The 21334-nt window shown below is 42.1% G+C and carries 20 protein-coding genes and 2 pseudogenes; 21 read left to right on the top strand and 1 reads right to left on the bottom strand.

Features of this window, described 5'->3' with window-relative positions; translation table 11 throughout:
- On the top strand, window positions 1–270 hold the full coding sequence (locus BQ5796_RS11265; protein ID WP_071460326.1) for a hypothetical protein: 270 nt from the start codon (window positions 1–3) through the stop codon (window positions 268–270).
- A gap of 278 nt (window positions 271–548) precedes the next feature.
- Here the strand turns inward: BQ5796_RS11265 and rnhC are convergent, their stop codons facing one another.
- Entirely contained in the window at window positions 549–1478 is a 930-nt protein-coding gene (gene rnhC, locus BQ5796_RS11260; RefSeq protein WP_071460325.1) for a ribonuclease HIII, read from the bottom strand.
- Between the two features lie 139 nt (window positions 1479–1617).
- Here rnhC and zapA point away from each other — a divergent pair, with 139 nt between their 5' ends.
- The 20 genes and pseudogenes from zapA to uvrC all read left to right on the top strand — a co-directional run bounded on the left by zapA (window position 1618) and on the right by uvrC (window position 21276).
- Window positions 1618–1881 (top strand): cell division protein ZapA, encoded by a 264-nt coding sequence (gene zapA, locus BQ5796_RS11255; protein ID WP_071461272.1) that lies wholly within the window; start codon window positions 1618–1620, stop codon window positions 1879–1881.
- Window positions 1882–1887: 6 nt separating this feature from the next.
- Window positions 1888–2427, top strand: coding sequence for a CvpA family protein (locus BQ5796_RS11250; protein ID WP_071460324.1), 540 nt, complete (start codon window positions 1888–1890; stop codon window positions 2425–2427).
- A 70-nt stretch (window positions 2428–2497) separates the two neighbouring features.
- Window positions 2498–4222, top strand: a complete 1725-nt coding sequence (gene polX / locus BQ5796_RS11245) for a DNA polymerase/3'-5' exonuclease PolX (RefSeq protein WP_071460323.1) — start codon at window positions 2498–2500, stop codon at window positions 4220–4222.
- Between the two features lie 26 nt (window positions 4223–4248).
- Entirely contained in the window at window positions 4249–6603 is a 2355-nt protein-coding gene (locus BQ5796_RS11240) for an endonuclease MutS2 (protein ID WP_071460322.1), read from the top strand.
- 19 nt (window positions 6604–6622) lie between these two features.
- Window positions 6623–7027, top strand: coding sequence for a DUF350 domain-containing protein (locus BQ5796_RS11235; RefSeq protein WP_071460321.1), 405 nt, complete (start codon window positions 6623–6625; stop codon window positions 7025–7027).
- Window positions 7028–7311: 284 nt separating this feature from the next.
- Window positions 7312–7488 (top strand): annotated as a pseudogene (locus BQ5796_RS17825) (AMP-binding enzyme); the annotation flags it as partial.
- Window positions 7489–7636: 148 nt separating this feature from the next.
- Window positions 7637–8233 (top strand): fatty acid metabolism transcriptional regulator FadR, encoded by a 597-nt coding sequence (gene fadR, locus BQ5796_RS11230; protein WP_071461271.1) that lies wholly within the window; start codon window positions 7637–7639, stop codon window positions 8231–8233.
- Between the two features lie 21 nt (window positions 8234–8254).
- A complete protein-coding gene (locus BQ5796_RS11225) occupies window positions 8255–9028 on the top strand; it encodes an enoyl-CoA hydratase (protein WP_071460320.1) in 774 nt (257 codons plus the stop codon).
- Window positions 9029–9132: 104 nt separating this feature from the next.
- A complete protein-coding gene (locus BQ5796_RS11220; RefSeq protein ID WP_071460319.1) occupies window positions 9133–9906 on the top strand; it encodes an electron transfer flavoprotein subunit beta/FixA family protein in 774 nt (257 codons plus the stop codon).
- A 36-nt stretch (window positions 9907–9942) separates the two neighbouring features.
- Complete coding sequence (locus tag BQ5796_RS11215) at window positions 9943–10920, top strand: electron transfer flavoprotein subunit alpha/FixB family protein (RefSeq protein WP_071460318.1); 978 nt, start codon at window positions 9943–9945, stop codon at window positions 10918–10920.
- Between the two features lie 157 nt (window positions 10921–11077).
- Complete coding sequence (gene trxA / locus BQ5796_RS11210; protein ID WP_071460317.1) at window positions 11078–11392, top strand: thioredoxin; 315 nt, start codon at window positions 11078–11080, stop codon at window positions 11390–11392.
- Between the two features lie 158 nt (window positions 11393–11550).
- Window positions 11551–12750, top strand: a complete 1200-nt coding sequence (locus tag BQ5796_RS11205; RefSeq protein WP_071460316.1) for a hypothetical protein — start codon at window positions 11551–11553, stop codon at window positions 12748–12750.
- Between the two features lie 89 nt (window positions 12751–12839).
- Window positions 12840–12944, top strand: a pseudogene (locus tag BQ5796_RS18755) (NAD-dependent epimerase/dehydratase family protein); the annotation flags it as partial.
- Window positions 12945–12999: 55 nt separating this feature from the next.
- Complete coding sequence (locus tag BQ5796_RS11200; RefSeq protein WP_071460315.1) at window positions 13000–13947, top strand: lysylphosphatidylglycerol synthase transmembrane domain-containing protein; 948 nt, start codon at window positions 13000–13002, stop codon at window positions 13945–13947.
- Entirely contained in the window at window positions 13925–15427 is a 1503-nt protein-coding gene (locus BQ5796_RS11195) for an alkaline phosphatase family protein (RefSeq protein ID WP_071460314.1), read from the top strand. Before BQ5796_RS11200 ends, BQ5796_RS11195 begins: the two co-directional genes overlap by 23 nt.
- Entirely contained in the window at window positions 15387–16148 is a 762-nt protein-coding gene (locus BQ5796_RS11190; protein ID WP_071460313.1) for a glycosyltransferase family 2 protein, read from the top strand. The genes BQ5796_RS11195 and BQ5796_RS11190 overlap by 41 nt, the downstream gene beginning before the upstream one ends.
- Window positions 16149–16229: 81 nt before the next feature.
- On the top strand, window positions 16230–16982 hold the full coding sequence (locus tag BQ5796_RS11185) for a hypothetical protein (protein WP_071460312.1): 753 nt from the start codon (window positions 16230–16232) through the stop codon (window positions 16980–16982).
- Between the two features lie 27 nt (window positions 16983–17009).
- Window positions 17010–17930 carry an FTR1 family iron permease gene (locus BQ5796_RS11180; RefSeq protein ID WP_071460311.1) on the top strand — a complete coding sequence of 307 codons (921 nt, stop codon included), beginning with the start codon at window positions 17010–17012 and terminating at the stop codon, window positions 17928–17930.
- Between the two features lie 80 nt (window positions 17931–18010).
- On the top strand, window positions 18011–19507 hold the full coding sequence (locus BQ5796_RS11175; protein WP_071460310.1) for a glycosyltransferase family 39 protein: 1497 nt from the start codon (window positions 18011–18013) through the stop codon (window positions 19505–19507).
- Window positions 19504–21276 carry an excinuclease ABC subunit UvrC gene (uvrC, locus tag BQ5796_RS11170; RefSeq protein ID WP_071460309.1) on the top strand — a complete coding sequence of 591 codons (1773 nt, stop codon included), beginning with the start codon at window positions 19504–19506 and terminating at the stop codon, window positions 21274–21276. The genes BQ5796_RS11175 and uvrC overlap by 4 nt, the downstream gene beginning before the upstream one ends.
- The last annotated feature ends 58 nt before the right edge of the window (window positions 21277–21334 follow it).

Genomic DNA, 21334 nt, shown 5'->3' with positions numbered 1-21334 from the left:
ATGGAAGCTACCGTAGATATTTTAGTGTTTACCGTAGATATCCGGCCGATTACCGTAGATAAATTGGCATTTACCGTAGATAAATCGCTGATTACCGTTGATAGCCTCCCACACGATACCTCGATTCAGGCTAAATCTGCGTGTGTAACCGGTTATCGAAGCCAGCTTTTAAAAAAATTGTCTTCCATCATCAAAAATGCTCCTCATTTAACAAAAAAACCAATAAAAATGGCAATTTTTAAGGGGTTGAGGAGGATATTAGTATGCTGAGCTCATAACTAAGTCCTAAGCTCAAATGTTGCTGTTGATCTCCGCTTAAGAAGCTTCGCTTTCCGCGGGTGTGTGGGGGAGCTGGCTGCTGTCAGACATGAAGGGGTATCATCTGTCATGCCGCTCTTTCAGTAGTCTTTGCGCCACCCGCTTCAACAGCATGGTGACGCAAATATAAAAAAATAGTTGGCGAAATCCTTCATTATTTCTAAACTATCTTACAGCTTTGTTTTCGGCATAGCAGATTTATTAGTTGCTTCGAAAAAATCGCTTTTCTTTTATTTTTTCGAAAGCTTCATTGCTTTATCTGTGTTGGCAAAATGCAATTTGACAAACTCATTAAGGCACTCAGCACCTTTGCTCTTAATTAGCTTTGCTGCTGCGATGTCGACTTGTGCTCCTGCTCCTTTTGGGATAATGAAGCCGGCCTCCTTACTGAGTGCATCAAAGCGCTGAACAAAAGCATACCGGGCAATCATGGAAGCAGCAGCAACCGCAAGGTGGATTCCTTCTGCCTTTGTGCTGAAGTAGACTCGGTCACGCACGATAGTCGGCTGACCTTTCAAATAGTTATAATACACTTCCTTTTGAGCGAATTGGTCGATTAGGATGGCTTCCGGCTCTTCGGGGGCAATTTTGTTTAGTAGATGCTGGATCGCCTGATTATGCAGAAGGCCCTTCATCTTTCCTTGAGACATACCTGACTTTTGCAATTCATTATATTTTTCATTTTTTAGCGTTAAAAGGCTATAAGGTAAAAACGTAACAAGCTGTTTAGCGATTTCAATGATACGATCATCTTTCAGGTTTTTGGAATCCTGGACTCCGAGTTCCTTAAGTAGGGCAAGATCGGAACTCCTAGCATACGCTGCGCAAACGGTAATTGGTCCGAAATAGTCGCCAGTACCCACTTCATCAGAGCCGATAACTGACATGGAAGGAAGATTCGGAGGCAGCGCAGAAGTCCCGCTTTTTTGCAATTTATTTTCGCTGCCGCTAGGCTCCGGGTTTCCCCATTTTGCAGCTTCCTCCATGCCGCCTTTTCCCTGGAATAGTACCTTTCCGGATTTGTAAGCTGTTATGGAACACAGAGCTGTTTTTGCTGAGAATATTGCCCCCGGCGGCACGTTTTCTGTTAGGAAAGACTTATAATAATCCTTCATCGAATTGATTTCCTTCAAACCTTTTTTCAATACGGTGTTTCCCATCTGGAAACCTCCCTTATCCATCATTCTTCTTCTTCCATGGTCCAAACTAACCTGCCAATCTGCGGCATGTCCTGCTTTCCTGAGCTTTCTGTTCATGTTATAGTATAGAGTAGGATTCTTACGAATGGAGGCATGAATGTTGTCAGAGACAAAAAAAAACCGCACGACTGTAGATATATATGGACAACAGTATACAATAGTCGGCGCGGAAAGTACCAGCCATATCAGGCTCATTGCCTCGTTGGTTGATGATAAAATGCGTGAAATCAGCTCGATGAATCCTTCTCTCGATATCAATAAGCTGGCTGTTCTGACTGCTGTGAACGCTGTGAATGATTATATAAAAATGAAGGACTATGCTGAAAAATTAGAAGCTGAAAACAACCGCAAAAAGGATGGATGATGAAAATTGCTCGATATCATATTGCTAATTCTGCTGCTTGCCGGTTTTCTCATCGGTCTTAAGAGGGGATTCGTTCTTCAATCTATCCACATGACCGGCTTTATTCTGGCTTTTATTGTGGCCACTCTTTACTGTGTGAAACTTGGGGAGAAACTGACACTTTGGATACCGTATCCCAATGCGGACAGTTATCCTGCAGCAGGCCTTGTATTAGGAAGTGAAGCGGTAGAACAAGGATTTTACAGGGCAATTGCTTTTGCAATTATTTTCTTTGGCATCAAAATTGTTCTTCAAATCATTGGTTCGATGCTTGATTTTGTCGCTCACCTTCCAGTTGTAAAGACTGTGAACATCTGGGCCGGAGGAATCCTCGGATTTGCAGAGGTTTATGTAATCGCATTTATTTTGCTATATATCTCGGCACTGCTACCGCTTGAAGCCATTCAGGTACCTCTTCAGGATTCTTTCCTTGCTGAGGGCATGGTGAAACACACTCCATTGCTTTCATCGCAGCTTAAGGAGCTTTGGTTGGAATATTCGGCATGACTTCTCTGACAAGAGAAGTTTTTGTTTTAAAGAAAGCGTCTGATGAAACGATGCAAGGGGGGAAAAGCGTATGCAAGCAAATAAAAAAGATGTAATCAGCCTACTTGAGGCAATTGCTGTCTATATGGAGCTGAAAGGAGAAAATCCCTTTAAAGTGGCGGCCTTCCGGAAAGCTGCTGGAGCGCTTGAAGGAGATGAGCGGAGTCTGTCTGAATTAGGGAATGTGACAGCACTTCCTGGCATAGGAAAAGGAACGGCAGCAGTAATTGAAGAATACATGGAAACTGGTGCATCATCTGTATTAAAGGAACTTCAGGAAGAGGTTCCAAAGGGATTGATTCCTCTTCTGAAAGTCCCTGGACTTGGCGGTAAGAAATTGGCCAAGCTATATAAGGAGCTTGGAATAGAAAATAGAGATAGCCTTGAAGAAGCCTGCAAATCCGGGAAAGTAAGGGAGTTATCAGGATTTGGCAAGAAGTCGGAAGAGAAAATTCTAGAGGCTATCGCTTCTGTTGGAAAGAGACCGGAAAGATTACCAATAGCATATATGCTGGGGATAGCACATTCATTAGAGGACGAGATGATGAATCTTCCCGGCATCTTAAAATTTGAAAGAGCAGGAAGCCTTAGGCGCATGAAAGAAACAGTCAAGGATTTGGATTACATCCTTGCAGTTGAAGATGCCCAATTGGTAAAGCAAGGGTTGCTGCAACTTTCGAGGATTAAAGAAGTTATCGCTGCAGGAGAAACAAAAGTATCGCTGACATTTGACTTTGATTATGAAGTGAATGCTGATTTTCGGCTTGTGAAAGAAAAAGAATTTGCAACAGCGCTCCATCATTTTACTGGCTCGAAGGAACATAACGTCCGTATGCGCCAGCTTGCAAAAGAGCGCGGTGATAAAATAAGCGAATATGGTGTGGAGAACACTGAAACCGGAGAAATCGCTACTTTTGACAGTGAAGATGATTTCTACCACCATTTCAACCTTCCATTCATTCCCCCTGAACTTCGGGAAGATGGTAAAGAAGTGGAACAATACCACGAGGATTACGGCCTAGTATCCCTAAATGATATTAAGGGTGATCTTCACATGCACACAGCGTGGAGCGATGGAGCCCATTCTATTGAAGAGATGGCGGATGCCTGCAGAAAAAAAGGATACCGTTATATGGCAATTACCGATCATTCACAATACTTAAAGGTTGCCAACGGCCTGACCCCTGACCGAGTGAGAAAGCAAATCGAGGAAATCCGTAAAATTAATGAGAGGTTCGATGATTTCACCATTCTTGCAGGAATTGAAATGGATATACTTCCCGATGGGACGCTCGATTATGAGGACAGTCTCCTTGCCGAGCTAGACATTGTCATAGCATCAATACACTCTTCATTTTCACAGCCAGTAGAAAAGATAATGGCAAGATTGCAGGCAGCCATGGAAAATCCTCATGTTGATATTATCGCACACCCTACCGGAAGACTGATTGGAAGACGTGAAGGGTATGCTGTTGATATAGATAAGCTAATTGCAGTTGCAACGGCAACAAATACTGCGCTTGAGCTGAATGCAAACCCTCATAGACTTGATTTATCAGCATCGAGTTTAAAAAAGGCACAGGATGCGGGTGTAAAGATAATGATTAATACCGATGCACATAAAACCGAAATGCTCTCCCATATGGAAATCGGTGTGAAGGCTGCAAGAAAAGGCTGGATAAAAAGAGAAACAGTACTAAATGCTTTGCCATTAGAGGAACTTTATGATTATTTGCACAGGCGGAGAAGCAAGTGAGCTTCCACGCATAAGGAGGTATCTGCGTGCTTCAAAGAGTGCGTAAAACGCTTGAGTTTAACAAAATTGTAGAAGAATTGCTACGTCATGTGTCATCCCCGCTTGGAAGGGAAAAAGCGGAAGCGCTCGTTCCGTCTACTGATTTTCAAGAGGTGGTCCGGCTCCAAGAGGAAACAGACGAAGCTAGTACAGTATTGAGGTTAAAAGGAAATGTTCCTTTAGGGGGAATATTTGATATACGTCCGCATGTCAAAAGGGCAGCAATAGGCGGTATGCTTAGCCCGCAGGAACTGACGCAGACTGCTAGTACGATTCATGCGGCGAGAATGATAAAACGATTCATCCACGAAATGAATGAAGAAACCAGCCTGCCGCTATTGGACGAATATGCCGGAAGGATTGCTGTCCTAGCGGATTTGGAAGAAGCGATAAGGAAAGCGGTAGATGAAGGCGGAGAGGTATTAGATAGTGCCAGCGATATTTTAAGGTCTCTTCGACAGCAGCTACGTTCAAGGGAAGCGAAGGTCAGGGAAAGGCTTGAAAGCATGATTAGGTCTTCCAATGCGCAAAAAATGCTTTCCGACGCAATTGTCACGATTCGGAACGATCGCTTTGTCATACCTGTAAAACAGGAGTACAGGGCGCATTATGGCGGAATTATCCATGATCAAAGTGCTTCCGGGCAAACATTGTTTATTGAACCACAAGCAATTGTCCAGCTGAACAATGAACTCCAGGAAATACGAGTGAAAGAACAGCAGGAAATCGAAAGGATACTCATCGAGCTTAGCTTGCTTGTAGCTGAGTGGGATGCTGACCTTCTCGAAATTGTGACAGTGCTAGCAGTGCTAGACTTCATGTTCGCTAAAGCTCGGTATGGAAGGACGATTAAAGCGTCTAAACCTGCTATAAATGCAGCAGGAAAAATCCGTCTCATTCAAGCAAGGCATCCACTTATCCCCATTGAAGAAGTAATCCCAAATAATATCACTCTAGGAGACAATTATTCGACTATTGTGATCACGGGACCAAATACTGGGGGTAAGACGGTAGCGCTTAAAACAGTTGGCCTTATTACACTAATGGCACAGGCTGGTTTGCAAATACCCGCATTGGATGGTTCAGAGGTCAGTGTATTTTCATCTGTATTTGCAGATATTGGCGATGAACAATCAATTGAACAAAGCTTAAGTACTTTTTCATCTCATATGGTGAATATTGTCGGTATTTTAGAAAGTGCGGATGAGAACAGCCTTGTGCTTTTTGATGAGCTTGGTGCAGGCACGGATCCTCAAGAAGGAGCCGCCCTTGCCATTGCCATCCTTGATGAAGTATACAGCCGTGGTTCGAAGGTAATCGCAACGACCCATTATCCTGAATTGAAGGCTTATGGTTATAATAGGGAGGGTGTTATTAACGCAAGCGTTGAATTCGATGTGGCAACATTGAGTCCCACCTACAAACTGCTTATCGGGGTGCCCGGCAGGAGCAATGCATTTGAAATTTCAAAGAGGCTTGGTCTGGGAAGTTCTGTCATTGAAAAGGCAAAAACATATATTAGCGCTGACAGCAATGAAGTGGAGAACATGATTGCTTCTTTGGAAAAAAGCAAAAGGCTGGCTGAAAAAGAACTCCAAGAAGCACATGATACTTTAAGAGAATCGGAAAAACTCCGCGAAGATCTGCGCAAGGAAATCATCGTCTATCATGATAAGAAGGATAGCCTGATGGAAAAGGCTAGAGAAAAGGCAGCCAAAATCGTTGAAGATGCAAAAAGCGAAGCAGAGGAAGTCATCAAGGATTTGCGAAAACTACGTTTGGAAAAGCATGCGGAGGTAAAGGAACATGAATTGATAGCAGCAAGAAAGAGATTAGAGGAAGCTGCTCCTGAAACGAACCGTATCAAGAAGAAAGCTGCTCCAAAAAAGAATCAGCACATTTTAAAACCCGGTGACGAAGTATTGGTCACAAGCTTTGGCCAAAAAGGTCACCTGCTTGAAAAGGTTCAAGGAAATGAATGGGCAGTGCAAATCGGGATCCTAAAAATGAAGGTGAAAGAAAAAGATCTTCAATGGGTCTCCGCGCCGAAACAGAAAGAAACCCGGACAGTAGCTACAGTGAAAGGGAGAGACCATCACATCAGTCTAGAACTCGATCTTAGAGGCGAACGTTACGAAGAAGCGCTCATGCGGACAGAAAAGTATATCGATGACAGTCTTCTTGCGGGATATCCTAGGGTTTCCATTATACATGGAAAAGGCACAGGGGCACTTATGAGAGGGGTCCAAGAATACTTGAAGAACCACCGCGCTGTCAAAAAAATCCGATTTGGAGAAGCGGGAGAAGGCGGTACAGGCGTGACGATCGTCGAATTCAAATAGCTCGCGGGGAGAATGGGCCATGAATACCTTTTGGAAAAACGAATACGTTCTTACAGCTGGTTATTATAGCGTAGCAGTCTTATGTATGATTGTATTCCTTTCAATTTTTGAATTGGTGACCAAATACCGTAATTGGGAAGAAATCAGGAGGGGTAACGTCTCTGTTGCAATGGCTACGGGAGGGAAGATACTTGGGGTTGCTAATATTTTCCGCCAATCAATCAATCAGCACGATTCGCTGATCACGATGGTAGGGTGGGGAATTTTTGGATTTGTAATGCTGCTTGCAGGTTATTTCATTTTTGAGTTCCTTACCCCAAGCTTTAGGATCGATGATGAGATTGAAAAAGATAACAGAGCTGTCGGACTTTTATCACTTGTCATTTCATTGGGACTTTCATTTATTATAGGGGCAGGAATATAAAGGGGAGAAATAGCGGTTGGAAAAGTTAGCCAGGCTTTTGCTCATACTTTGTGGTATTTTCATTGTAATAGGTCTTGTATACGTGTTTGTATATAGTTAATAGAGGGGGCTGCGATTGCAGTCCTCTCTTTTGAATATTTCGATAACTATTTGTCATCAAGAAGGCCGTATATTATAATGTGTAACAACGGATAGAATTTTCTAAATTTTCAAAGGAGGAGAAAAGATGCCAGAAAAAATCTGGTTGAAACATTATCCACCTGAGATACCACAAACAATTCAATACAGAGCAAGAACTGGATGCGTTTGCCAGAAAAAGCCTGGCAGGATATAAGGTGCCACGCCTTTATGAATTTCGGGAAGAATTACCGAAGACAGCGGTCGGGAAAATATTGAGAAGGGCGCTTGTCGAGGAGGAGAAACAGAAAACAAACGGCAATGGTCGGGAAGGGACTGCTTGAACCTCGTTTCATCTTGACAGGAAACGAAGGGGATATTATCATAAAAATATGAATGACTATTCATTCATTTACCTGTTAATGAAATATGAAAGCAGGGATAGGTTTAGATCTCCTGTCCTTGTTTTTCCTGCTGGAGAAAGGGAAGATGATGAAGAAAAACAAGCCGAAATACAAGCAGATTATTGATGCAGCAGTTGTTGCGATTGCAGAGAATGGTTATCATCAGGCACAAGTATCGAAGATTGCCAAGCAGGCTGGAGTTGCGGATGGTACAATATACTTATACTTTAAAAATAAGGAAGATATCTTGATCTCCCTCTTTCAGGAAAAAATGGGATACTTCGTTGAAAAAATTGAAGAAAAAATAGCAGGAAAAACGACATCGGCGGAGAAGTTATTAATGTTGGTCGAAACCCATTTAACTCTGCTGTCTGAAGACAAACATCTTGCAATTGTGACACAGATCGAGCTTCGGCAGTCGAACAAAGACCTCAGATTCAAAATCAATGAGGTGCTAAAAGGCTACCTAACATTGATTGACAGAATTATTTTGGAGGGAATCCAAAAAGGTGAATTTATCAGCACGTTGGATGTCCGGCTTGCAAGGCAGATGATTTTCGGCACCATTGACGAGACTGTTACCTCGTGGGTAATGAATGAGCAGAAGTTCGACCTTCCGTCCCTTGCAAAACCGATACACCAGTTGCTGATCAACGGCTGTGGATATCGGCAGCCTGTTTCTTGAAAAAACAAAGGGGGGAGAAACTTGGAATTTTTGAAGTGGACAACGGAGAATACGGTGGCAACAGTCACGATTACCCGACCTCCGGCAAATGCTCTATCATCGGGACTTTTGAAAGAGCTTTCAATTTTGCTGGATGAACTGGAAAAGTCGAGTGATGTTCGAGCAATAGTCATTCACGGGGAGGGAAAATTTTTCTCTGCCGGAGCTGACATTAAGGAATTTACAACAATCGAAACTGGTGAGGAATTCTCGAAGCTTTCCGAGTATGGCCAGAAGGTTTTTGAGCGAATGGAAACCTTTCCCAAACCAATTGTTGCAGCGATTCATGGAGCAGCGCTTGGTGGAGGACTGGAACTTGCAATGGCTTGCCATATTCGACTTGTTGCTGAAAATGCAAAACTTGGATTACCTGAACTTCAGCTTGGCCTCATTCCAGGGTTTGCGGGAAGCCAGAGATTACCAAGGTATGTTGGAATCGCAAAGGCTGCGGAAATGCTTCTGACAAGCGATCCGGTGACTGGGATCCAAGCGGTAGAATACGGACTCGCAAACCACGCATACCCAGAAGCTGAACTAATGGAGAATGCTTATAAAATGGCAGGAGCTATTGCCAAGAAAAGTCCTGTATCCGTTAAAGCTGCGATAGACTTGCTAAGTTATGCAAAAACAGGGCAGTTCCATGAAGGTGTAAAAAAGGAAGCAGATTATTTTGGACAAGTATTTATTTCAGAGGATGCAAAAGAAGGAATCGGGGCTTTTATTGAAAAGCGGCAACCGGTATTTACAGGTAAATAATAGGTATGCGAACAGTGTTTTTTTAAAAATGCTGTTCGTTTTTACCAAAAATATTTTCAATCTTTCGAACTGAAATAAATGTTTGAATTCCTAGGAGGGAAATCATGAACATCTACGTTTTATTGAAAAGAACTTTTGACACTGAAGAAAAAATTACTATTTCCGGAGGCCGCATCAATGAGGACGAAGCGGAATTTATCATCAATCCTTATGACGAATATGCAGTAGAAGAAGCAATCCAAGTCCGCGACACACATGGCGGGGAAGTAACGGTCGTTTCTGTTGGAACAGAAGAGGCTGAAAAGCAATTGAGGACAGCACTTGCGATGGGTGCGGACAAAGCAGTTCTAATCAATGTGGAAGATGATGTGGAAGATGGGGATCAGTTCTCGACTTCTAAAATTCTTGCAGAGTTCTTGAAAGATAAGGAAGCTGATTTAATCATTGGCGGAAATGTTGCAATTGATGGTGGTTCTGGGCAAGTGGGACCGCGTGTTGCAGACCAGCTCGACATTCCTTACGTAACAACGATTACGAAGCTTGAAATTAATGAAGGCGCTGTCACTGTTACAAGAGATGTAGAAGGAGACTCTGAAGTAATCAAGACAAGTCTGCCTGTCCTTGTTACAGCTCAGCAGGGATTGAATGAACCACGCTATCCGTCCCTTCCTGGAATTATGAAGGCGAAGAAAAAGCCTCTTGAGGAATTAGAACTGGATGATTTGGATCTTGAAGAAGAGGATGTCGAAGCTAAGACAAAAACGATAGAAGTTTATCTGCCTCCACAGAAAGAAGCGGGTAAGGTACTATCAGGCGACCTGTCAGATCAAGTCAAAGAGCTTGTAAACCTTCTTCATACAGAAGCAAAAGTAATCTAATTTCATACGGTCATGAAATAACAGGAGGGAAAAATTATGGCGAGAAAAATGTTGACATTAGGGGAAGTGCGTGACGGAGCATTAAGAAACGTCAGCTTTGAAGCAATTGGTGCTGCGAAAATAGCATCCGATGGTGGAGAGGTTGTATGCGTCCTGATCGGAAACAATGTGAAAGAGTTTGGCCAGGAATTGATCCAATATGGAGCGGACAGAGTGGTAGTTGTGGAAGATGAAAAACTTGAGCAATACACTCCTGACGGATTCTCACAAGCGCTTCTTGCAGTGATCGAAACGGAGCAGCCGGAAGGTTTGATTTTCGGACATACCGCATTAGGAAAGGATCTTTCTCCAAAGATTGCCGGGAAACTCGGGTCCGGTCTTATTTCGGACGCAACGAACCTAGAAGCAGCGGGAGGTAACCTTGTATTCACAAGACCGATTTATTCCGGCAAGGCGTTTGAAAAGAAAATCATAACAGATGGCCTTGTTTTTGCAACCATAAGACCAAACAATATAGCACCTCTCCAAAAGGATGACAGCAGAACAGGTGAAGTTTCATCCGTAAGCGTTGAAATTAAGGATCTTAGAACTATTATTCAGGATGTTGTACGGAAAGCTTCCGAAGGGGTGGATCTTTCTGAGGCCAAAGTTGTCATTGCTGGCGGTCGTGGTGTAAAAAGCGAGGAAGGCTTCGAACCACTGAAAAAACTTGCGGATATACTTGGTGGTGCTGTTGGTGCTTCACGTGGGGCATGTGATGCAGAGTACTGCGATTACTCCCTTCAAATAGGTCAGACAGGAAAAGTCGTCACTCCTGACCTGTATATTGCCTGTGGCATTTCGGGGGCCATCCAGCATCTTGCAGGGATGTCTAACTCGAAAGTGATCGTGGCGATTAACAAAGACCCAGAGGCTAATATTTTCAAAGTAGCGGATTATGGCATTGTTGGTGACCTTTTTGAAGTAGTACCGATGCTGACAGAGGAATTTAAAAAATTAAAAATTCATTCTTAGTTACCCAGAGGCGGACAGAATATTGTCCGCTTATTTTATTGGAATAAATAGATTGAAAAAAGGGTAGATTACATACGGAAACAAATAATTAGCATCGTCCCCTAAAGGGTGCTATACTGTCGTTAGTATTTGAGAATCTAATTTAGGAGGCATATAAATGGCTATTACACACGCAACTGATCAGTCTTTCGAAACAGAAACAGGTTCAGGCCTTGTGCTTGTTGATTTTTGGGCGCCATGGTGTGGCCCTTGTAAAATGATCGCCCCAGTATTAGAAGAGCTTGATACTGAAATGGGTGACAAAGTAAAAATCGTTAAGGTAGATGTTGATGAGAATCAAGAGAGTGCCGGCAAGTTTGGCATCATGAGTATCCCTACTCTTCTCGTATTAAAAGATGGCGAAACTGTCGATAAAGTTGTCGGTTTCCAGCCAAAAGAAGCGCTAGCAGAGCTGCTGAAAAAGCACCTATAAGAATCGAGAATAAAATTCCGGATCCTTTGCAGATCCGGAATTTTTATTTGTTTTCAAAATATGATTGACACTGATAATCATTCTCTCTTATAATTCAGATTGTAAATGAAAATTATTATCATCAAATAAATCGCGAACCATACAGGAGGAGCATCATCATGAAGAAAAGGGAACTGAAAAAAATATTTGCAGGATTTTTAATGGCAAGTGCTGTTCTAGCAGGCTGCGGCGGTGGCGAGGATAAGGCGGAAAAGCCAGAAGAAAAGAAGCAGGAAGAACCAGTTAAGAAGGAGCAAAAGGAAGTAAAAGTTGAAGATACAGATGCTGCAAAACAGTTTGCATCATTTGAGAATATTAAAGCAGAGCTTGAAAAAGCGAAAGAAGGAGAAAAGACTGATTGGAGCTTGATTGAGAAGGAATACAGAGAAGGACTCCAAAAAGATGTGACGGAAATCAGCAGTGATTTTGACCAAGCCATTCAAGCTTCCATCGAGGGAGGAAAGTCAGGAGAAATGGAAAGCGCTATTGCGGCACAGTTGATCGATAAGACAACGCAATCCTATTTCTACCAGAGCCAAAAAACCCTTCAAAAAGCAGCAGCTGAAGCTTTGAGCCAGGGCAATAAGGAAGATGCAGAAACTGCTTTTATCCAAGTTCAGCATCTGGCTGAAAAGGTATTTATCCCAACTGCAGAAAAAAGGGACAATTACTATGAATTGACAGGTGAAAATAGCGTCGCTGAGAATATTCAGTCTGGCATTACGGCACAAAAAGAAGCGCTAGAGTCAGAAAAAGCGGAAGACTTCCAAGTATACATGCAAGTAACGGATAAGTCCGTTTATCGCAGTTACTATCTAGCAGCAAAATCCTATGGCGAAAAAATTGAAGCTGCGGTAAAGGAAGGCGGAGATAAGAATGAACTTTCCATTATGCAAGCGGAAGGCTGGGGCTTCTTGCAAGCAATTAAAGAATCGCTTGGCGGAGGAGATGAAGCAGCCGCTTTGGAATTAAATAAGCTATTCACATTGAATGAAACAGATCCTTCCACTATTAAAGGTGAAAAAGTGAATGAACTTTTCAACAAAGCTATTGCGGGTAAAATCAATGGCTACTACAAAAAGGCACCGGAAGCTTTGAAAGGCGGAGAAAAATTAGAAGCCAAGGTGGAGGCGATGGAAGGGAACATGTTCCTGAAGGCTCTTCAAATGGAAATGAATGAAAAGCTTGGAGAAGAAAAGGCAGAAGAAGCTTTGAATGGGGCGGAAAGATTCTACACTTCTATCTCTGACAATAAAGAAAAAGAAGCAATGGAACATGGTAAAAAAGTGACCGGCACCCTAGCGGAGCTGACGAAATAATAGGAAAAGCCGCCCTTGCGCGGCTTTTGCTAATTTTCATCACTATGGTAAAATGCTACTGTCCAGGAAGAAATAATGAGGGGGAGACGATGAAGATATTATTGACAGGAGGGGCTGGCTTCATTGGCAGTCATGTTGCGAGAAGGCTAATGAAAGAAAAATATGATGTTACAATCGTAGATTCCCTGCACCGGTATGATGTTGTTTTTGCTACAGGAATTAGAAGGACAGTACGCTGGTCTGAAGAATATGCAGATTACCTGTAAAAAACTCCCGAAAGTCTTTGTCTCCATTCTTCTATTCTCTATGTTTATACTTATTTCATGGCTTTACGGCGATTGGAAAGAAATATGGAGCAATGTATTAAAGGCAGCGGACAATCCCTTCTTTCTGCTCGGATTAATGATGCTATATTTTGCTGCATTTATCGCCCGCGGATATGCCTGGAAAATTTACTTGAGAAATAAGCCAACGCTCTCCAGCTGCATGGCTGGCATCTTCTACAGTCTTCTTTTGAATCATTTGCTTCCGTTTAAAATTGGTGATATTGCAAGAGCAGGAGTCATGGGAGTTAGGGAAAAAGACATTGCTGCAGGGGAAATTTTGAATTCAGTAATATTTCTCAGGGTTACAGATATGCTTTTTCTATCCGCTTTTTCTCTAGCAGGTCTTATTCTTTTTGATATACCGTATAAGATTTTACCATTCGTTCTGTTATCAACTGCTTTCTTTGCTGTTATGACAGTTGGAAAGAAATATGTCAAAGCTTTAGATCGACAGTGGCAGATGGTGAAAGCTGCACTTTCGGGAAGGAATGGATGGAATATACTTATGCTTATTCTTATCAGCTGGCTATTGGAATCTTCCATGATCTTCGGGATCATGGAAGTCATAGGGGCATCGATAACGGTCCCAGAAGCTGTATGGGTCAACAGTGTGACAGTTGCAGGACAAGTTTTTCAGGCAACACCCGGCGGGATTGGGACATATGAAGCGGTAATGGTATTTGCCTTGACTATTTCAGGAAGCGGTCCTAGTACCGCTTATTCTGCTGCAATCATTACGCATTCGCTAAAATTCTTGTTTTCATTCGCAGCTGGAGCGTATGTGATTGCCAATTTTCCCGTAAGCATACCTACACTAAAAAAATGGATGAAAGAAGGGGGAGAGAACCGTGAAAAGCGCTTCAAAATTTGAAAAAATAGCAGCCAGATGCTGGAACCTGCTAAATGAAGGCAAACCTTTTACCCCAATATTTATCACTGGAACCCTTATCTTGTTTAATTTTGACAGTCTTTTCAACCGACAGGAGGCAGTGTCCTTTGGAATTGCTTTTCTAGTGATAGTCCCGTTGCTTGTCATTTTTTATTTGTATGATTTTCCGCTGTTTTTAAGAAATTATCTCTGGTTGCCTTTAGTTGCCTTTACTTTCCTATGGCAAAATACTAATTTACCGTTGCTGCTTTTCGCAGTATGTCTATATTTCTTTTTTACTGTGTTTTTTTGGGGAACACTATACTACCACTTGAGAATTGGAACCTCGTGGCTGAACTTCACAAGATTTTGGAAGTTAGTGTTAAAAAACAGTGATTCGACCAGCGGAAATGCGCAGGAGCAACTGCCAAAAGTCATGTTAATTCTTTCAGTCTGGAACATGGTATTCCAGAATCATCAGTCTGGGGATCACCTTCCATTGATGGAAATCGGCTATTTCTACGTCGGGTTATTGGTATTTACCCTCATTCTTCATCATTTTTTATTTGATTGGAAGCCGATTCCTTATAAAGAGTTTACAAATGGACCAAAGATCTCTCCTAAAGGAATATCAAACAGGGTTGTAGTTATTGTAGTAGATGGTATGCGAAAAGAAAGGTTTTATGAGGCTAATACTCCGTTTTTGGATAAACTGAAGGAAAATGGCACGGAATATTTAAATATGGAGACCGTGTATCCGGCTCGAACTGTTGTCTGCTTTACTTCCATGTTCTCTGGAACCTATTCGTTTGAACATGGAATCAAATCGAATATGGTTTGGAAGACTGGTATGAGAGTGGAAAGTATTTTTGATTCTCTTAGGAAAGTCGGCAAGAAAGGCAGGCTTTTAGCGGTGGCCCATTTGGTGGATTCCATGGGGGATGATGTGGATACCTTTACAGCTGTAATGCATAATGATAAAGCTGACCCTGTCATCATGGAACATGCCCGCAGGATTATGAAAGAGCAGGATCCGGAATTAATGGTCATCCAAATGATAGCTACCGATCAAACAGGGCACAGCAGAGGTGTGCTGTATGATGAGTATATCCAGAAGATTGAGGAAGCAGATAAGCTGATTGAGCAGTTTGTCGAGCATTTAGAAATAGAAGAAAAGATGGATGATACAACGCTCATTATTTGTGCAGACCATGGACAAGCTGATGGAATCGGAGGACATGGGCACTTGGATGAAGGAGAGCGTTATGTTCCATTTTTTATGCACGGACCAGCAATTGAAAAAGGAAAGAAAATACAGGAAAAACAGAGCCTTGTATCTCTTGCACCGACCATTGCCTATTTACTAGGGGCTCCCTATCCAAGTCACAGCAGGGGAAGAGTATTGACAGAGGCAATTATCGATAAGAAAGAAGAGAAGGAAATTGAAACCACAGAAAATCATCGTTTTCCTGCCAGCCTTTAATGAAGAGGACTCCATTGCGGACGTTATCCGTAACGTCCCTCGGAGCTTTGATGGCGCAAAAACAGTGGAAGTGATCGTCATTGATGACGGATCCACTGATAATACTATCAAAACAGCAAAAGCAGCCGGGGCAGATGGAACAGTCAGTATGCCGGTCAATATGGGACTTGGTGCTGCAGTAAGAAAAGGGCTCGAGGAATGCTATTGTCGAGGGGCAGACATTGGGGTCATGATTGATGCGGATGGAGAATATCCTGCCGAACAGATTCCCGAACTTGTTAAGCCAATCCTTCAAGGAGAAGCGGATTACACTATGGGTTCAAGATTCATGGGAACCATTAAAGGGATGAGATTGCATCGAAGATTCGGGAACTATTTGTTTACGCTGCTTCAGGCAATTCTGCTGAAAAAGTGGCTTTATGATGGCCAATCAGGGATGAGAGCGTTTTCCAGGAATGCGTTGAAGCACGCTGAAATCATTCATGATTATAATTATGCCCAGGTTTTGACGTTAAACCTTGTGCGGAAAGGTTTTAAAGTAATAGAAGTCCCTATCCGCTATAAAGTCAGGAGCACTGGCACCTCATTTATCACTTTTCGCAAATATATGTCCAATGTACTTCCTGCAGTATGGAAAGAGATGAGGCGGCCTGTAAAGAAAATCAAGAGTTTCCAACAAAATAATAGAGATGACAAAGAAATTTCATATAAAGAGGCTTGAAAAAGAAATTCTAATCAATTGACCGTTGACAACAGAAATGATAATCATTATCATTATGTTTGAAGCGTAGGAGGGAAAAGAATGAAGAAAGCGTTTATTTTTTGTTTATCAATGATATTCATTCTCATTAACATGCTTCCTAATGAAGCATCTGCTTACTCATATGGAGATCCGAATGAGGAAAAGCTTGCGGAAGTATATAAAGCAATGATACTGAAACTAAATGAAAACCCTCCTAATTATGATGAAGCTGTGTCGGTATTTGAAACGGTTAAAGAAGAAATCGACATGCATATGGGAAAAGAACCAGGAAAAGTGATCATGAAGAACCTGGAGGATAAAGACAAAAAAGCTGCGTTGGAAAATATGGAAAAGTTGCTTGTCTTGAATGTAGCAAGAAGACTTGAAAGCATAGAGAAAAATTTCAGTGAGTATGATACGAGCAAGAAACTCCTTGCAAAAGGATTTGCAACATATGAAGCTATCTCGCCTAAAGTTCAGTCAAATGACGCGGCAATGGATAAAAACATCCGCGAAAATTTTGATAAGGCATTAGAATCATTAGGAAACCCTGGACTATTCGGAGTCGGAGAAAAAAAATCCGATATGGAAAAGTTCAAGGCCAGCAAAAAGGAAATTCTCGATTCTTTAAAAGAAGAATTCGATATGTCTAGCCTTGAGGTGGGACACTTCACAGAAAGCGCGACAGAAACGGAGAATACAGGGAAAAAGGATTGGACAGATCTTTCGAGTGTTCGCAATTGGATTCCGATTGTCCTGATTGTTGTCGTAATCGGCAGTGTTGTATTGGTTGCTGTAAGAAGAAAAGCGTAAGGAAGAGCCTGGAGAGGAGAATCTTCAATGGAAATACAAGCATTATTGATTACCTTCAGAGAAGTGCTTGAAGCCCTGCTTATTGTAGGAATCATAGTTACATATCTGAAAAGGATGGATCACAGGAAGTATACAAAATACGTATGGCTTGGTGCAGGACTTGCTGTTCTGGCGAGTATTGGTATTGCCATGCTGTTCCAGGTTGTTTTTACTGGTTTTGCAGCAATGGGAAGCGAGATATATCTCAAAATTGGCATCATGATTGTATCAACCATCCTGCTTACGCAAATGGTATTTTGGATGGCAAGCCACTCTAAAGACCTGAAAGGCAATATGGAAGGCAAGATGAATAAGTTCATCACGACTGGAAATATTGTTGGAATGGTGATTCATTCCTTTCTCGTCGTCCTTCGGGAAGGTGTGGAAACAGTGTTCTTCTTTGCTGCTATCACTGGCGGAAATATAGGAGCTGCCATGCAAGGATGGGGAGCCATTACAGGTGCCCTTATTGCAATCCTAGTCTCCTACTTCTTTTTCAAGGGAACAATGCGCGTTCCGCTCAAGACTTTTTTCAAGGTTACAGGAGCGTTCATCATTTTGATTTCTGCTGGGCTTTTGGTTCAAGCAATCTCAATGATGCAGGACATCAATCTTATTGGCAGTGTGATGCCGCATGTATATGATATCACTTGGCTGCTGCCGGAACATCCGATTGATTATGAGCATTATTTGCGTGACACTGGTACTGCTCCGTTGCTCTCCGGAGATATTGGCATATTCCTAAAGGCATTATTCGGATATTCTTCCATGCCTTCCATAGAGGAAGTCATCGCCTATATAGGATATTTTGCAGCAATCTATCTTCTGACAGCTGGAAAAGGAGAAGCGAAATCCGCTTCTGCTGAAAAGAAGAATCAGGCCGAGGTTCTTGAAAGTAAAATAGGTTAATCGTAAATCTCTCCAGGCATGAGAAGTACAGGGCAGTCGCCTTGTACTTTTTTTAATTTAATGATGGTGGTGCAATTCTGATGAGCCGGAATTTGGACGGAAAGGAACATTGGAAGTCTATTTTAATGGAAGGATTAGGAGTTTCCGTATTTTTATGCTTGTTAGTATTTCAGTTTATGCATATTAACCCATACGCTCCAGGGTGGGATCAGGTGGATTATTCCCTTGCGCTGGAGCGATATGATATTTCGAAAATGCAGCCGCACTTTCCGGGATACCCCTACTATATCCTCGGCGGAAAAGCAGTTGCCGCTTTTTTCGGAAGTACTCCCGAAGCACTGGCTTTCTTCAATATCCTTTTATACGGATCTTCTCTACTTCCGTTGTATTTCATATCTAGGCGATACTTGAAACGTCATTTGGCCGTACTTACAGCCGTTGCTGTTTACTCCTCCGCATATTCTTTAGTGGTGGCGAATTCTCCAATGTCTGAAGGGGCTGCCATGGCAATTTTTTGGTGGTATTTTTTTAGTCTTGTCATTGCACTTGAAAAAAAGCAGTGGTGGTATTCGCTTTTGCCTGCTTTCACTTTGGGGCTTTTGCTAGGTATTCGTCTTTCGTATCTTCCATTCGGAATAGGACAAGCTTTCCTGATTTTATTAAAATGGAAAAGAAAAGAACTCGATATGAGAAAGAGCGCTGTTATTGTGCTGGCTACCGTTTTGTTTCAGTTGCTCTGGATTTTTGGAGCAGCTGCTTCAGAAGGAGGAATAAAGGCGTTTCTCAGCCTTGCATGGGGGTTTACAAATGGACATTTTCAGGAATGGGGAGGAACAGCAGCGGGAGATGATCTTCCCTTTTACAAACGGCTAAGTATCTTTTTATTTGATAATGTAGTATGGTGGGGAATTGCTGCGCGCTCGTGGTTCATCCTTGGATTCTACTTGACAGCTTTATCTTTTGTTCTCTTGTCATTCCGTAAAGTTGGAAAGTTTTTCTTGAATGATACCGGTATACTGTCGCTGATTCTTCTTACTTCATATGGGATATGGTCATTCACAGCTCAAAATATAGAGAAACCACGTCATATTATTCCTATTGCTGCGATTCTTGTTTTCTTGCTGGCCATAAATTTATTGAAAAATCAAATGCAACAGCACGTAATCTTATTGGTTGTGTGTCTTATTTTGAGCCAATCTGTGGCAGCCGTCTCTCTAATAAAACAGCAGTCAGCAGAAATTCCTGCAGTTTATGCGCTCTCTCATTATATAGAGAAAATGGAAGAGCCTTTGATTGTCTATACATGGGAAGAAACTCGCGTTATGGAATATTTGGATATGCCTTACTTGCATAAAAGGGTTTATACTTATGATGTATTCTTACAGGATTCAGCCTATTACAGTACAAAGGAAATATACTTGACTGACAGTGTTGTAGAAGGCTTTCGGCAACAAGGAATAGATCTTTCAGGTAAAGTAGAAAAAGTAGCACAGTTTGACTCGAATTCTTTATTTGATCCTGTTTATCACAGTATCATTTTATATAAGTGGAAAAAGGAAGAGAGGGCGGCAGAATGAATGAAAACATCAAAAATAAGCTTGCACTGCTTCCCGGCCAGCCTGGCTGTTATTTAATGAAAGACAGGCAGGGGACCATCATCTATGTAGGAAAGGCAAAAGTGTTGAAGAATCGCGTTCGTTCCTACTTTACTGGTTCGCATGACGGGAAGACACTTCGGCTTGTGAATGAAATTGCGGATTTCGAGTATATCGTGACATCTTCCGATATGGAAGCGCTCATTCTTGAAATGAACTTGATCAAAAAATATGATCCGAAATATAATGTCATGTTAAAGGATGATAAAAGCTATCCTTTTATCAAGCTGACTGCAGAGCGGCATCCTAAGCTTATTATCACAAGAAAAGTGAAGAAAGATGGCGGAAAGTATTTCGGCCCATATCCTAATGTTGGCGCAGCGAATGAAACGAAGAAGCTGCTCGATAGGATTTATCCGCTAAGGAAATGCGCTGCGCTTCCGGATAGGGAGTGCCTTTACTATCACATGGGCCAGTGTCTTGCTCCATGTATCAAAGAAGTAGGACAGGATGAATATAAATCAATAAAGGATGAAATCTCCCGTTTTTTGAATGGCGGTTATAAGGAAATTAAGGAAGAACTCACTGCTAGAATGGCGGATGCTGCTGAGGCACTTGAATTCGAAAGAGCCAAAGAGTACCGCGACAAGATTGCCCATATTGAGGCAACAATGGAAAAGCAGAAAATGACCTCAACAGATTTTACCGATAGAGATGTATTCGGCTATGCCGTCGATAAAGGCTGGATGTGTGTGCAGGTTTTCTTTGTCAGACAGGGAAAATTGATCGAACGCGAAGTATCCATGTTTCCGCTGCATGGAGAGCCAGAGGAAGAAATGCTCACATTTCTTGGCCAATTCTATTCCATGCCGGAGCATTTTCTGCCGAAGGAAATCCTTGTACATGATGAAGTGGATGTTATGATGGCTGGCGAGCTGCTGAATGCAAGAGTGTTACAACCTCAAAGAGGCCAGAAGAAAGACTTGGTCAAACTGGCTGGTAAAAACGCTAAAATCGCTTTAAAAGAAAAGTTTTCTTTAATTGAGCGTGATGAGGAACGAACGGTAAAAGCTGTAGAAAATCTTGGAGTAGCGATGGGAATCTATACGCCGCACCGCATCGAAGCATTTGATAATTCCAATATCCAAGGATCCGACCCTGTTTCCGCAATGGTCGTATTCTTGGATGGGAAACCAGAAAAAAGAGAATATCGAAAATACAAGATTAAATCGGTAATAGGACCCGATGACTATGCTTCCATGAGGGAAGTAGTGAGAAGACGATATTCTAGAGTTCTACGCGATATGCTGCCTATGCCGGATCTCATTATTATCGATGGAGGCAAAGGCCATATTGATGCGGCAAAAGATGTGCTGCAAAACGAGCTAGGTCTTGATATTCCTGTGGCGGGGCTTGCCAAGGATGAAAAGCACCGCACATCACAGCTGCTTTATGGCGATCCTTTAGAAGTCATCCCATTAGGAAGGACCAGCCAGGAGTTTTACTTACTTCAGAGGATACAAGATGAAGTCCACCGGTTTGCGATTACTTTTCACCGTCAGCTAAGAGGTAAAAATTCTTTTCAATCAATGCTTGATGAAGTCTCAGGGATTGGAGAAAAGCGAAAAAAAATGCTTTTAAAACATTTTGGGTCTGTGAAGAAAATGAGGGAAGCAACAGTCCAAGGGTTAATGGAGGCAGGGTTGCCGGAAAAAGTCGCAGAAGATTTAAGAAAAAAATTGAGCGAATAATACTTGTTAACAACATGTTTAGATGCTATAATTAGAAAAATTTAATATTCTGTCACTT

This window comes from Bacillus massilinigeriensis, assembly GCF_900111815.1.
In the GTDB taxonomy this organism is placed as follows: domain Bacteria; phylum Bacillota; class Bacilli; order Bacillales; family Cytobacillaceae; genus Mesobacillus_C; species Mesobacillus_C mediterraneensis.
The sequence above is the reverse complement of the archived record's forward strand: the minus strand, read 5'-3'. Positions and strand labels throughout refer to the sequence as shown.

Bases quoted from the DNA above. Each gene is read 5' to 3' on its own strand.
- BQ5796_RS11265 (WP_071460326.1), top strand. From the start codon at position 1: ATGGAAGCTACCGTAGATATTTTAGTGTTTACCGTAGATATCCGGCCG.
- rnhC (WP_071460325.1), bottom strand. From the start codon at position 1,478: ATGGGAAACACCGTATTGAAAAAAGGTTTGAAGGAAATCAATTCGATG.
- polX (WP_071460323.1), top strand. From the start codon at position 2,498: ATGCAAGCAAATAAAAAAGATGTAATCAGCCTACTTGAGGCAATTGCT.
- BQ5796_RS11235 (WP_071460321.1), top strand. From the start codon at position 6,623: ATGAATACCTTTTGGAAAAACGAATACGTTCTTACAGCTGGTTATTAT.
- fadR (WP_071461271.1), top strand. From the start codon at position 7,637: ATGAAGAAAAACAAGCCGAAATACAAGCAGATTATTGATGCAGCAGTT.
- BQ5796_RS11220 (WP_071460319.1), top strand. From the start codon at position 9,133: ATGAACATCTACGTTTTATTGAAAAGAACTTTTGACACTGAAGAAAAA.
- BQ5796_RS11215 (WP_071460318.1), top strand. From the start codon at position 9,943: ATGGCGAGAAAAATGTTGACATTAGGGGAAGTGCGTGACGGAGCATTA.
- trxA (WP_071460317.1), top strand. From the start codon at position 11,078: ATGGCTATTACACACGCAACTGATCAGTCTTTCGAAACAGAAACAGGT.
- BQ5796_RS11205 (WP_071460316.1), top strand. From the start codon at position 11,551: ATGAAGAAAAGGGAACTGAAAAAAATATTTGCAGGATTTTTAATGGCA.
- BQ5796_RS11200 (WP_071460315.1), top strand. From the start codon at position 13,000: ATGCAGATTACCTGTAAAAAACTCCCGAAAGTCTTTGTCTCCATTCTT.
- BQ5796_RS11185 (WP_071460312.1), top strand. From the start codon at position 16,230: ATGAAGAAAGCGTTTATTTTTTGTTTATCAATGATATTCATTCTCATT.
- BQ5796_RS11180 (WP_071460311.1), top strand. From the start codon at position 17,010: ATGGAAATACAAGCATTATTGATTACCTTCAGAGAAGTGCTTGAAGCC.
- BQ5796_RS11175 (WP_071460310.1), top strand. From the start codon at position 18,011: ATGAGCCGGAATTTGGACGGAAAGGAACATTGGAAGTCTATTTTAATG.
- uvrC (WP_071460309.1), top strand. From the start codon at position 19,504: ATGAATGAAAACATCAAAAATAAGCTTGCACTGCTTCCCGGCCAGCCT.